At 64.0% G+C, this 12,955-nt stretch carries 12 protein-coding genes; 4 read left to right on the forward strand and 8 right to left on the reverse strand.

Annotation, left to right across the window (positions count from 1 at the left end; translation table 11 throughout):
- Nucleotides 1-65: 65 nt before the first annotated feature.
- The 4 genes from ahpF to CDV46_RS06550 all read right to left on the reverse strand — a co-directional run bounded on the left by ahpF (nucleotide 66) and on the right by CDV46_RS06550 (nucleotide 4,529).
- On the reverse strand, nucleotides 66-1,655 hold the full coding sequence (gene ahpF, locus CDV46_RS06535; RefSeq protein WP_087722115.1) for an alkyl hydroperoxide reductase subunit F: 1,590 nt from the start codon (nucleotides 1,653-1,655) through the stop codon (nucleotides 66-68).
- Between the two features lie 168 nt (nucleotides 1,656-1,823).
- Nucleotides 1,824-2,387 (reverse strand): alkyl hydroperoxide reductase subunit C, encoded by a 564-nt coding sequence (gene ahpC / locus CDV46_RS06540; protein ID WP_058375599.1) that lies wholly within the window; start codon nucleotides 2,385-2,387, stop codon nucleotides 1,824-1,826.
- 152 nt (nucleotides 2,388-2,539) lie between these two features.
- Nucleotides 2,540-3,214 carry a PQQ-binding-like beta-propeller repeat protein gene (locus CDV46_RS06545; RefSeq protein ID WP_087722116.1) on the reverse strand — a complete coding sequence of 225 codons (675 nt, stop codon included), beginning with the start codon at nucleotides 3,212-3,214 and terminating at the stop codon, nucleotides 2,540-2,542.
- Between the two features lie 85 nt (nucleotides 3,215-3,299).
- Complete coding sequence (locus CDV46_RS06550) at nucleotides 3,300-4,529, reverse strand: helix-turn-helix domain-containing protein (protein WP_087722117.1); 1,230 nt, start codon at nucleotides 4,527-4,529, stop codon at nucleotides 3,300-3,302.
- An 81-nt stretch (nucleotides 4,530-4,610) separates the two neighbouring features.
- Here CDV46_RS06550 and CDV46_RS06555 point away from each other — a divergent pair, with 81 nt between their 5' ends.
- Entirely contained in the window at nucleotides 4,611-5,153 is a 543-nt protein-coding gene (locus tag CDV46_RS06555; RefSeq protein ID WP_087722118.1) for a cysteine hydrolase family protein, read from the forward strand.
- Between the two features lie 6 nt (nucleotides 5,154-5,159).
- Here CDV46_RS06555 and CDV46_RS06560 read toward each other — a convergent pair whose 3' ends face one another.
- From CDV46_RS06560 to CDV46_RS06570, 3 genes are all read right to left on the reverse strand, one after another.
- The gene (locus CDV46_RS06560; RefSeq protein ID WP_087722119.1) at nucleotides 5,160-6,686 is read right to left on the reverse strand and encodes a YfcC family protein; all 1,527 of its coding nucleotides are present in this window, start codon (nucleotides 6,684-6,686) and stop codon (nucleotides 5,160-5,162) included.
- A gap of 106 nt (nucleotides 6,687-6,792) precedes the next feature.
- Nucleotides 6,793-7,602, reverse strand: a complete 810-nt coding sequence (locus CDV46_RS06565; protein WP_087687344.1) for an IclR family transcriptional regulator — start codon at nucleotides 7,600-7,602, stop codon at nucleotides 6,793-6,795.
- Nucleotides 7,599-8,474: an N-formylglutamate amidohydrolase gene (locus tag CDV46_RS06570; RefSeq protein WP_087722160.1), complete on the reverse strand. Its 876-nt coding sequence runs from the start codon at nucleotides 8,472-8,474 to the stop codon at nucleotides 7,599-7,601. The genes CDV46_RS06565 and CDV46_RS06570 overlap by 4 nt, the downstream gene beginning before the upstream one ends.
- Nucleotides 8,475-8,852: 378 nt before the next feature.
- Here CDV46_RS06570 and CDV46_RS06575 point away from each other — a divergent pair, with 378 nt between their 5' ends.
- On the forward strand, nucleotides 8,853-10,076 hold the full coding sequence (locus tag CDV46_RS06575; protein WP_087687343.1) for a porin: 1,224 nt from the start codon (nucleotides 8,853-8,855) through the stop codon (nucleotides 10,074-10,076).
- 131 nt (nucleotides 10,077-10,207) lie between these two features.
- Here the strand turns inward: CDV46_RS06575 and CDV46_RS06580 are convergent, their stop codons facing one another.
- Nucleotides 10,208-10,450 carry a hypothetical protein gene (locus tag CDV46_RS06580; protein ID WP_058375606.1) on the reverse strand — a complete coding sequence of 81 codons (243 nt, stop codon included), beginning with the start codon at nucleotides 10,448-10,450 and terminating at the stop codon, nucleotides 10,208-10,210.
- Between the two features lie 241 nt (nucleotides 10,451-10,691).
- Here CDV46_RS06580 and CDV46_RS06585 point away from each other — a divergent pair, with 241 nt between their 5' ends.
- A complete protein-coding gene (locus CDV46_RS06585; protein WP_087722120.1) occupies nucleotides 10,692-11,144 on the forward strand; it encodes a MarR family winged helix-turn-helix transcriptional regulator in 453 nt (150 codons plus the stop codon).
- A gap of 44 nt (nucleotides 11,145-11,188) precedes the next feature.
- Nucleotides 11,189-12,943, forward strand: coding sequence for a chloride channel protein (locus CDV46_RS06590; RefSeq protein ID WP_087722121.1), 1,755 nt, complete (start codon nucleotides 11,189-11,191; stop codon nucleotides 12,941-12,943).
- Nucleotides 12,944-12,955 lie beyond the last annotated feature (12 nt).

The following is a 12,955-nucleotide window of genomic DNA, read 5'->3' on the forward strand; positions in this document are numbered from 1 at the left end:
TGATGTCTTGATGCACGAGGGCGCAGCCATCCGGCTGCGCCCTCGCTTTTTCCCTTCCTGAATCGTCAGACCGCCACAGCTTCACGCTGCGCGTCGACCTCGTCATCCACCGAGCTGAGCATCAGGTGCTCGAACGCGCCTAGCGATGCCTTCGCGCCCTCGCCTACCGCAATGACGATCTGCTTGAACGGCACCGTCGTCACATCGCCCGCCGCGAACACGCCCGGAATCGACGTGGCGCCCTTTGCATCGACTTCGATCTCGCCGTGACGCGACAGGGCCAGCGTGCCTTTGAGCCATTCGGTATTCGGCACCAGACCGATCTGCACGAACACGCCTTCCAACGCCACCGTCGTCGTTTCGCCCGAGGCACGGTCGCGATACACCAGACCGTTCACCTTCTGGCCGTCGCCGACGATTTCCGTCGTTTGCGCATTCATCAGCACGCGCACGTTCGGCAGGCTGCGCAGCTTGCGCTGGAGCACTTCGTCAGCGCGCAGTTGCGTGCCGTATTCGATCAGCGTGACTTCCTTGACCACACCGGCCAGATCGATCGCCGCTTCCACGCCCGAGTTGCCGCCGCCCACCACGGCCACGCGCTTGCCCTTGAACAACGGGCCGTCGCAGTGCGGGCAGTACGCCACGCCGCGATTGCGGTAGTCGCGCTCGCCCGGCACACCGATTTCGCGCCAGCGCGCGCCGGTGGCCAAAACGATCGAGCGGGCCTTGAGTACCGCACCGCTGGCGAGACGCACTTCGTGAATCTTGCCCGGCACCAGCGCGGCGGCGCGTTGCGTATCGATCACATCGACGTCATATGCCTTCACGTGCTGTTCGAGCGCGGTGGCAAACTTCGGGCCTTCCGTGTGCGTGACCGAGATGAAATTCTCGATCGCCATCGTGTCGAGCACCTGACCGCCGAAGCGCTCGGCCACGACGCCCGTCGTGATGCCTTTACGCGCCGCGTAGATCGCAGCGGCGGCACCGGCCGGGCCGCCGCCGACGATCAGCATGTCGTAGACCGGCTTGTTTTCAAGCGCTTTCGCTGCCCGTGCGCTCGCACCGGTATCGAGCTTGGCGAGCAGTTCCTTCACGCTGGTACGGCCTTGCGTGAACGACTCGCCGTTGAGATACACCGTCGGCACGGCCATCACCTGACGGGCTTCGACTTCGCCTTGGAACAGCGCGCCGTCGATGGTCACCTGCTGAATACGCGGGTTGATGAGCGCCATGACGTTCAGCGCCTGCACGACTTCCGGGCAGTTCTGGCACGACAGCGAGATATAGGTTTCGAAACGGAAATCGCCGTCGAGCGCGCGAATCTGTTCGATGGTGTCGTCGTCGAGCTTGACCGGGTGGCCGCCCACTTGCAGCAGCGCCAGTACCAGCGACGTGAATTCGTGCCCCATCGGCAAACCGGCAAAACGGATACGCGGTGCCTCGCCCGGTGCACCGATGGCGAACGACGGACGGCGCTCGCCGGCGTCATCGCGTGCCACGACGGTAATGCGCGGCGAGAGCGGTGCGATCTCTTCGACCAGCGCCTTCATCTCGGCTGCCTTGGGGCTGTCGTCGAGCCACAGCGCGATCTCGATCGGGCGCGTGACTTTCTGGAGGTACGTTTGCAACTGGGCTTTGAGGTTCGCGTCCAACATGGCGTGTCATCCGTCTCGATAGGGTGAACAGGGGCAACCGCATCAGCCGGAGGCTGGCGATGGCGACGTCGTTATTCGGGGGAGGTGCCGGCACACCCGGTTCAGGGGGGACAGGTGCGCCGGCGGGGCGCCGCGCTGTGACGAGCGCGGCGTTTGCTGCGGTAAAACTTAGATCTTGCCGATCAGGTCGAGCGACGGGCTCAACGTTTCAGCGCCCGGCGTCCACTTGGCGGGGCAGACTTCGCCCGGGTGAGCGGCCACGTACTGGGCAGCCTGCACCTTGCGCAGCAGTTCGCTGGCGTCGCGGCCGATGCCGTTGTCGTGGATTTCGCACAGCTTGATCTCGCCTTCCGGGTTGATCACGAACGTGCCGCGCAGGGCCAGACCTTCTTCTTCGATCAGCACGTCGAAGTTGCGCGAGATCGCGAGCGTCGGGTCGCCGATCATCGGGTACTGGATCTTCTGGATCGTGTCCGACGTGTCGTGCCAGGCCTTGTGCGTGAAGTGGGTATCGGTCGACACACTGTAGATCTCGACGCCCAGCTTCTTGAATTCTTCGTAATGGTCAGCCAGATCACCCAGCTCGGTCGGGCACACGAAGGTGAAGTCGGCCGGGTAGAACACCACAACCGACCACTTGCCCTTCAGGGTGTCTTCGGTCACGGTGGTGAAATCGCCATTGTGGTAAGCGGTGGCTTTGAACGGCTTGATCTGGGTGTTGATGATCGGCATGTCGTTGTCTCTCTGACTGGGTGGAAAGTGTTGCCAGTATGCCGAATGCTATCGATCAATAGAAATTGATTATTGAAATCTATGAGATAGGCGGAGGCTATCGCGCTCGATAGCCTCCGCCCGTGTGCCTCGAAAAATCAGCCTTTCGGCGATCAGTCCTTCGGATAGCGCACGGCGCGCACCTTGCCGCTCATACCACCGCCACAGAAGAAGCGATCGGTCCCGTTGTATTCCAGACCGCTGACGCCGATGCCGTCCGGCATTACCACGCGCGCCAGCACTTCGCCGCTGACCGGGTCGACGTGGCGCAGTTCGCTCTCGTCGTTTTCCCACGTGCCGTGCCAGAGCTCGTCATTCGCCCACGTGATGCCGGTGACGAAGCGGTCCGACTCGATGGTGCGCAGTACGCGTCCGGTCGCCGGGTCGAGTTGCAAGATCTTGCGGTCGCGGTACTGCCCGACCCACAGATGGCCCTCCGCCCATGTCAGGCCCGAGCTGCTTCCGCTATCGGGTGCAGGAATCGTGTGCACGACCTTGCCCGTCGTGGGGTCGATCTTGTCGATGCGCGATTCGGCGATCTGATAGAGGTGTTTGCCGTCGAACGCGGTGCCGGCGTCGCCCGGCATATCGAGCGTGCGGCGCACTTCGCCGTTGGCCGGATCGAAAGCGACGAGATGCGGGCCGGTCGATGCCCAGACGGACTGGCCGTCGTAGGTCACGCCGTTGATGCGGTCCGCGCCGTTGAAGGGGCCATATTCACAGAGGATATCGGCCGCGCTCACGGTAGTGGCAGCGGTCCGGGCGCGTTGTTGGGGTTGGCTCGTCATGGTGGACTCCAGTTGTCAGTTCGTCGATGTGTCGGTGCATCAGTTCGTCGGATCACTTGCCCGGGCCCGGGGGTGCGACTTCACTTTAGCTAAACGACCACGCAGCAGGGAGTAACAATATCGTCGTGAATTCGGTCAGCGGCGGCGAGATCCAGCGCCTCGCTCTGGCCTGCCCGACGGCGCGCACGCGCCCCTCGTCGTGCAATGCCGAAAGGGCTCGCTGGACGGTGCGCTGATTGACGCCGAGCGCGAGGGCAATGGCGGACGTGGACCACGCCGCGCCATCGGCGAGTAACGCGATCACCGAAGCGAATTCGCCGTCGATCGGTGGCACGAGTACGGCAACCGGCCGGTCGTCGACGCTTCGCAGCACGAAGCCGCGCGGGGTTGCGTCGATCGTCGCCACGCCTTTGAGCAGCGCGCGCAGACGGCCGATTTCCACGCGCAGGCGGGCACGGTGCGTATCGTCGATATCGTCGGGCCGCCGCAGTCCGAAGGCTTCCGCAATGAGGGTTTCGCGGGGCACGTCAGTTGGCCACGTCTGTGCCAGACACCGGATCAGTGCGAAGAGCACCGGACGCCGCGCCAGTGGCCGCCACGTGTTTCCCGCACTCACGCCGCGCCGGCATGCATCGACCATCAGCGCACCGGACTTGAGCAAGCGGGCGACGTCGTCCAGACCCAGTACCTGCTCAGTGTCCGGATGCCAGAGACGCGCGACCGGCCGTGCCAGCACCGTGCGCACGTGTTCGACTTCGGCGCTCAGGGCGGGCACGTTCGCGATGTCGGCAGCCGCCTGTGCGCGTACCAATGCAGCGTGCGCCTCGTCGATGCGCAGCGAGCGCAGGGCGAATTCCGTGGCAATGAGTTCGAAGACTGCGACAAGGCGTGCGGGCGCGTCATGCGCCTTGATCTCGTACAGCGCTTGGGCGGCGGCGTCGAGCCTACCGAGCAGTAGCAAACGACGCGCCATGACCAGACGGGCGAGCATTGCGTTGGCGGCATCGGCATGCGTGTCGAGCGTGGCAGCGGCGGCTTGCACGGCGCGAAGCGAACCGCTGAAATCTCGCGTGGCGAGGGCGATCTCGGCGTCGGCGACGATGCAACGCGCGCGTGCCATGGCCTCATGCACGCCGAAGCGACGCGCGGCGCGTTTGAGCAACTCGCGGGCGCGCGGGTATTCGCCCAACTGCGCCATGGCGATACCGCGCAGCGCGAGCGCAGGCGGGTCGTCTCGCAGCGCAACGCGCTGCAAGGCACCCAACGGGTCACCGGCGGCCAGTGCCCGGGCGGAGGCAGCGATCAGGGAGTCCATCGCGGGATATTACCTCGCGTCGGAGGTGGCCCACCGCGTTGTTATCGGCGAACTAGAATATGCCTTTCCACGGAGACAGCCATGACTTCAGCATTGCTTGTGATCGACTATCAACGCGGTCTGATCGACGACGAACCGCGTCCGGGCGACGCCGATCGAATCACGGAAAACATCAACGTGCTGATGACGAACGCCCGCCATGCCGGCGTACCCGTGGTACTGATTCAGCATGAGGACGACAAGACGTTGGTGCGGGATTCGTCGCCGTGGGAACTGGCGAGTGCATTGGACGCAGGCGCAGGGGATTTCCGCATCGGGAAACGGACGCCGGATTCTTTTCTGGGAACGGAACTTCAGCCGCTGCTCACGTCACTTGGCGTGACGCATGTCGTCGTGTGCGGCTATGCGAGCGAATTCTGCGTCGACACCACGGTGCGGCGGGCCGCCGCGCTGGGCTACCCCGTGACCATTGCGGCCGACGCGCACACCACGCACGACAAACCGCATGCCACCGCCGCGCAGATTCGCGAACATCACAATGCCACGCTGTCGGATATCAGAAGCTTCGGCCCTAGAATTTCCGCCGTTCCCGTGGCATTGCTGGATTTCAACGCATTGATCTGATCGCCCTCAATACCCGCTGAGCACGGCAAAGGCGAGCGCCCCGCCCGACAGGATCAGCAACACGAAGAACAGCGGCAGGATGAACTTCAGCCACTGGCCGAAACCGACGCGCGCCGTCGCCAAGTAGGCCAACAACATCCCCGACGTCGGCGTGATCATGTTGGTCAGGCCGCCGCCCAGCAGGAACGCCAGCACCGACGTCTGGGGACTCACGCCCGAGAGTTGTGCGATCGGCCCGATGATCGGCATGCTGACCGCCGCCTTGCCCGAGACCGACGGAATGAACACGTCCAGCGCCATCTGCACGCCCATCAGACCATTAGCCACGGCCACCGCCGATTGCCCGCGCACCCGCTGCGTGAAGTCGTTGATCAGCGTATCGAGCACATAGCTGCCGTGCAGAATGATCTCGACGGATGCCGCCAGCCCGATCAGCAGCCCCGCGAGCATCATGCCCTTGAGCCCTTCGACGAACGCGTCCGCTGCCGTGCGCGAATCAAGCCGCCCCACGACCGCCGTCACCAGACTCGTCAGCACATAGAACGCCGACAGTTCCAGATTGCCCCACTTCAATTCACGCGTGCCGTACACCAGCATCGCCGCCGCCACGGCCAGCACGAGCAGCGTGGCCTTATGACGCGTCGAGAGTCGTGCATGCAGATGGGCCACTTCCTGCATATGCGCCCGCGCCTCGGCGAGCCGATAGTCGCTGCGATACACATGCCAGAGAAAGTACGCGATACCCAGCGTGAGAAAGACAACGAAGATGGCCACTCGCAGGCCAAGCCCCGAGAACAGCGGCAGGCCGACCAGCGGCTGCGCCACCGCCAACGCAAGCGGGTTGGTCACCGACGCGATGTAGCCGATCTTGGCGGCAATGGCCACCAGCGCTACGGCAAACAGATTCGAGAGCCCCAGACGGCGCGTGAGCACCATCACCATCGGAATGACCACGAGGTATTCCGAGATGAACCCGAGCAACGTGCTGCCCAACGCAATCAACACCATCAGCAACGGCGCCAGCACGTACATGTTGCCCGAGGTCAGTTGCAACAGACGATCGATACCGGCATCGATGGCCCCGGTCTTGCGCATCACCCCGAACATGCCGCCGACGAACATCACCATGAAGATCAGCGGCGCGTTCTTCACCAGCCCCTGCGGCACCGAGAGGAACGCCGACACCACGTTGGCGGGCTGTGCCTGCTCCGGCGTGCTGTGCGTCGCTTTCGGTGCAACGAGCAAGCCGACCTCATGCGTCTTGGGCACCACCTGATAGGTGCCCGGCACGACCAACTTGCCCGCGCGCTCAAAGCGGCCCGCGTCGACCCACCAGGTCAGCGCCACGGCCATGATCAGCACCCACAGCATCATCACCACAGGGTGCAGCATCTTGCCGTGCGGCTTCTCTTCGCGGCCGGCAGCACCGTCGCCGTGATCGCCGCCACGGGCGGTGTCACCCGGGCGCTCCGGCGCGGAAAGTGATGCGGAATGGGAATGCCCGTCGACGGGCGTCGGCGCTAGCGCTGTCATGGAAGTTCTGCCTGTTGTCTCGTATTGATTTTGAAATGACGTCGCGCCGCGCCTTGCCGAGCGCCTGATCAGCCGAACGCATCAGACCCATCGGCCTTCAACTGCGCTACGCCACCCGATTCGCGGGTTGCGCGACGTTCGAGGCGGCGGCATTCGTTGTGCCTGCCGCCGTGCCGACATACCCCAGTTCTGCCGAAATCTGACGGCTGCACGCTTGCAGACGCTCCAGATAATCGGGAATCTCGATGCGGCTGATACGCGCCTCGGGCCCCGAGATCGACAGCGCCGCCACCACGTCGCCCGATACGTCGCGCAGCGGCACGGCAATCGCCACGGCACCGCTCGTCACTTCGCCCGCGCTCATCGCATAGCCCTTGCGCGCCACACCTGCCAGTTCCTCGGCAAACGCCACCGGCTCGACGGCAGTCGGCAAGTGCTTCATCCGGGCAAAAAACTCGTTGCGAATCGCGTCTTGCGCAAACGCCAGCAACAACTTGCCGGACGCGCCCGAAATAATCGAACGGCGATTGCCCACTGCGCCGACCGAGCGCACCTGATGCGTGGTTTCGCAACGCGCGACGCACACCGTCTCGAGCCCTTCGCGCACGCGCAGCACGATCGTCTCGTTGATCGACTGATTGAGCGCGAGCATGTACTTCTGCGCGGCCCGCACGAGAATGTTCTGTTGCGACGCGGCCACCCCGATCACGAATGCCTGCGGCCCGAGCGCGTACGTCGTCGTGCGCTCGTCCTGCAACACGAAACGGTTGTGCTCCAGCGTGCACAGCATGCGATACGTGCGCGACTTGTTGATGCCCAGTCGATTGGACAACTCGGTCACGCCGAGCCCCGGGTGCTCGGCCACCAGCGAGAGCAGCTTGAGGGCGCTGTCGACGGAATCGACGATGTAGTTCATGAGATTTCCTTCGGGCTTAGCTGCGCTCGCACCCAATGGGCCAGCGCAGCAGTGAACGTTTCCAGATTGCGCCCGAGCGTATCAAATCCGGCGTGCTTCACAAAGCGCGCTTCGTCCATGTAAAGCGCCCGGTTGATTTCGATCTGCACGCTGGAGCGGCGCTGCGCCGGGTCGCTCACCGCCGTGAGCAGGTCGCCGCCCTGATACGGCGTGTTGACCAGCACGCGATAGCCGAGCCCGCGCAATGCCTCCGCCACCCACGCCGTGAATGCCGGGTCGGCGGTGGTGCCGAGCCGGTCGCTCACGACCATGTCCGGGCGCTGCGCCCCTTCATCCACATTCATCGCATTGCCGCGCGACTTCATCGAATGACAGTCCACGTGCCACAACGCCCCGTGCTGTGCGACCGCCGCATCCGCGGCGTCGGCGAGGGCGCGGCGGTACGGCAGGTAGTACGCGTCGAGACGGTGCTGCACTTCGGCCACCGTCAACTTGCGGTCGTACATCGGCATGCCCGGCAGCGCATAGCGGCGCAGCAAGCCCATGCCACGCGCCGAGTACTTCTCCGGCTCAATCGCACCCGGCCAGGGCGCATCGAGCATGTCGGCATCGATATCGGTCGCCGCGCGATTCGCATCGATGTACGTGCGCGGAAACGTCGCGCCGATCAGCGTGCCGCCATGACGCGGGACACAAGCCCACAGCTCGTCGACGAAGGCGTCCCATCCCGAGAGCAACGCTTCGTGCGGCGCAATCGTGCCGAAGTCGGCCGGCATCTCGATGCCGCTGTGCGGCGAGTCGAACACGATCGGCAACGACTCGCCCTGAGCGCGCGTCACGAAGCACGCCGTGTTGTTTTCTTGCGTCACCATCGAAATTTTTTCCAACGTTCTGATCACCACTTTGCAGCCGGAAATCGTCTGCATCGACCGCCTCAAACTGTTCGTGTTTTATTTGTTAAAACAACGTATTAAAAATTAAGCCTCAAAAAATTTGGCGGGTCAAGCACCCTCGACATCCTTTTTGCCCGGCCATCGATGCCGTCACACACTAAAACCCCGCCCAACATGCCCGATAGTTGGATGTTTCAGTGATTGAAATGATGCGATCAGTGCACTGACGTGATCTTCAGGTCGCTAATTTTTTCTCCCCCGTTGACGACTTCACGCCCTCGAATTGATAATTTTCAAAACGTCGTTTTAATCATTAAAACATTCGAGTCAATCACTCAAAACACCCGGAGGGGGGATATGAATCACAAGGCATGGTCAGTCGCACGCATGGCGTTTCTGGGCCTGGGCACGGCCGCAATCAGCGCATCGGCAGCCGCGCAATCGAACGTCACGCTCTACGGCCTGATCGACAGCGGGGTGACTTACGTCAGCAAGGTGGCAGGCCCGAGCGGCACGGCCACAGGCAACCGGTTCAGCGTGGATAGCGGCGATCTCCAGCAATCGCGCTGGGGCATGAAGGGCACCGAGGATCTGGGCGGTGGCCTGAAGGCCTTGTTCATCCTTGAGGGGGGCTTCTCGGTGGCCAACGGCACGGCGGGTCAGGGCGGGCTGCCGCTCGGCCGCACGTCAGTCGTCGGCCTGTCCAGCCCCTACGGTACGGTTCAATTGGGCCGCCGCAAGGATTACATCGATGAAATCGCGACGTGGTATTCGAGCGTCTACAATTTCGGCGTCTTCATCAACGGCGTGCACGACAACAACCTCGACCGGGTCGGCGGCAACCGTTCGAACAACTCGATCCGCTACGACTCGCCCGACTTCAACGGCCTGACCGCCAACGCGACCTACGGCTTCGGCGGCACGCCCGGCTCGATGTCGACGGGCCAATCGCTCGGCTTCGGTGCCAACTACAAGTACGGCGGTTTCGGCATCGGCTTTGGCTACTGGCAGTCGCGTCTGGGCACAGGGACGGCCGCTACCAACACGTCGAGCGACGTGGGCGCCAGCTCAGGCGCCGGCTGCGATCCGGCTTACGGCAATTCGGGGGATGTGTGCATCCGCACGTGGATGGTGGGCACGAGCTACAAGTGGGACAAGGCGCGCGTCTACGCCTCGTGGTCACGCACGCTGCAACCGCTCGCGCGCTTTGGCGGCACGTCGGCACCGTTCGCCACCACGTTCACCAGTGCAGCGAGCACCGGCGCATTTGCCGCCGCAGGCTCGAACAACAGCGCGACCAATGTGTTCGACGTGGGCGTGAACTACTGGGTGCTGCCGAACCTCGAGTTGGTCGGCGCGGTGCTGCATTCGCGTTATTCGTTCGTTGGCGCGCCGGATACGGGCCGCCTGCTCCAGTTCAACGTCGGGGTGGACTACTTCCTGTCCAAGCGCACGGACATCTACTCGTACTTCGCCAACCTGCGTGCGTGGAACATGTACAACCCGGGCATCACCGGCGGCGCACCGGGACGCGACGCCACGCAAAGCGCCATGACCATCGGCGTGCGTCACACGTTCTGATCGCAGCAACGCAATAAACGAAAAAAGCCGCGCCCTGCAACGGGGTGCGGCCCGGATGCCTGCACGAGCGCGAGCTTGCGCGGGCATCGCTTCATTGTCTGCCGTAGTTCATTCCCCGCAATGCTGAAGGCTCAGTGCGACGTCGTCTTCACACCGGGGCGGCAACCGCTGCCTTCGCAGGCAGCCGGCGGCGCGCGTGTCTGTGCGACTGGCGCAGGTGCCGCGTCAGCGCGTCCGAAGCCGATCTGCTGGAAAACACCGCCACCCAGCTCGAAGCCTGTGGCGTAGTGATAAGCGGCGATCGTCGAGCCCAACGCCACCGAAAGCAACAGCAACGTACCCGTACGCCAATGGCGTCGGACCGTGGAAGCCATGTCTCCTCCCTGTCAGAGGTCGGCCCGCTCGGACGGCGCTCGTCACCAGCGCATGGCGACGTCTCGGCGGGGATCGAGTTCCAGTCACTACTGAGTCTCGTTTTTTCGCGATTCTGCACGCGCCGCCCCCCTTTTGTCATCCCCGGCTATCCCTAAGCCCTGAATTTATATCGTGATGTGATATATTTTTTGGCTTTCGGGCCTACGCCTGATAACGCATTCCTTTGGACCTTTTCGGAACATGTCCCGCGACACTTCTCCCGATGCGACCGACCCTGCCGCGCCGATCACGGCCAATGCCCTGAACAAGAGCGACTTCGAAGCCCTCTCCGAATTTCGCTATCGCCTGCGCCGGTTCCTGAACTTCAGCGAGACCGCGGCGCGCGAGGGCGGCATCACGCCGCAGCAGTATCTGTTGCTGCTGCACGTGAAAGGTATACCGGGACGTGAGTGGGCGTCGATTAGTGAATTAGCGGAGCGACTGCAAGCCGTCCATCACAGCGTGGTTGCGCTGGTGGCCCGCTGCGAAAAGGCCGGGCTCGTTACACGCCGGCAAAACGAGAGCGACCGGCGCGTGGTGGAAGTTCATCTCTCGCCCGCCGGTGACGCGCGTCTCGCCAAGCTCGCCGCCCAGCATCGCAACGAGCTGACCACCTTCGCCGACATCTTCCACATTCGTGGCGTTCACCTGTAGGCAACGGTCCCACCATGTCATCTGCTTCCGATACGACTTCACCGATGGCACCACCGGCCCACGCGCGCGACTTTGCGCGCACGCCGGGGCTGTCGCGACTCATTGTGCTGGCCGCGTTCATCGGCTTTTGCGGTGTTCCCGCCGCGTGGTTGCTGCTGCACCTGATTCAGGGCTTCACCAACCTGTTCTTCTATCAGACGCTGTCGTTCGCGCCGACCTCGCCCGCGCACAACACGCTGGGCCTCGCCGTCATCGCATTGCCCGTCATCGGCGGGTTGATCGTCGGCGCGATGGCGCGCTTCGGCAGCGACAAGATTCGCGGCCACGGGATTCCGGAAGCCATCGAGGCGATCCTCTTCGGCAAGAGCAAGATGTCGCCGCGCGTGGCTGTGCTCAAGCCGTTGTCCTCAGGCATCGTGATCGGCAGCGGCGGACCGTTCGGGGCCGAGGGGCCGATCATCATGACCGGCGGTGCCATCGGCTCGCTGATCGCGCAGGTCTTTCACCTGAGCGCCGCCGAGCGCAAGACACTGCTGGTCGCCGGGGCGGCCGCCGGCATGACCGCCGTCTTCGGCACACCGGTTGCCGCCGTGCTGCTCGCGGTGGAGCTGCTGTTGTTTGAATGGCGCCCACGCAGCCTGCTGCCCGTCATCGTGGCGTGCGCCGTCGCCGGTTTTGCACGGCCGCTGATGCTTGAAGCCGGACCGCTGTTCCCGATGACGACGCCGCCCGTCGTGCCGATCGCCTTGGTGTCATGCGTGATCGCGGGTGTGTGTGCCGGTGTGCTGTCCGCAGGCATGTCGCGCGCCCTCTACGCGATCGAAGATGCGTTTCACAAGCTGCCGGTGCATTGGATGTGGTGGCCGGCCATTGGCGGCCTCGCGGTCGGCATCGGTGGCTATTTGCAGCCGCGTGCGCTCGGTGTGGGTTATGACGTCATCGCCGACTTGCTCGCGGGTCACTTCACCCTGCACGCGGCGCTCGCGCTATTGCTGGTCAAGGCGATCATCTGGGCGATTGCGCTGGGGTCGTGCACGTCGGGCGGTGTGCTTGCCCCGCTGCTGATGATCGGTGCAGGGCTCGGCACCTTGCTCGCCCCGGTACTGCCGGGCGGCGACGTGTCGCTCTGGGCACTCATCTGCATGGCGGCCACGCTGGCCGGCGTGCTCGGTGCGCCGCTCACCGCCATCGTCTTTGCCCTCGGCCTGACACACGACGTCAACGCGTTGCTGCCGCTGCTTCTGACCTGCGGTGTGGCCTACGGCGTGACGATCTGGATCATGCCGCGCTCGATCATGACGGAGAAGATTGCGCGGCGCGGGCGGCACATTCATCGCGAGTACGGTGTCGATCCACTTGAGCGGCTGCACGTCGGTGAGCTGATGACGCGCGAGCCGGTTGCCCTGTCGGCGGACATGACGATCGACGCCGCTGCCACACAAGCGTTCGGCGCGAGTCAACGTCATCGGGCCTACCCGGTGACGGATGCGACGCACGCCGTGCTGGGCATGGTGGACCGTCAGGCGCTCACGCGGGCACAAACGGCCGGGTTGCAAACGCTGGGGCAGTTGTATGGTGTAAATCCGCCGCTGGTGGCGTTGCCGGGCGAGACAGGGCGCATCCTCTCGGCACGCTTTGCCGCGCATGGTCTTGAGCGTCTGCCGGTTGTCGCCGATGCCGCCTCACGCCGTCTCATCGGCATCATCAGCCGCAGCGATCTGGTCAAGCCGGCCGAGCACTGGCGTGCCGAAGAGCAGGTACGCGAGCGCATGCTTCATCTCGGACGTAAGCACAACTGAAGTCTGCCAATT

Source organism: Pandoraea sp. PE-S2T-3 (assembly GCF_002179965.1).
Lineage (GTDB): Bacteria > Pseudomonadota > Gammaproteobacteria > Burkholderiales > Burkholderiaceae > Pandoraea.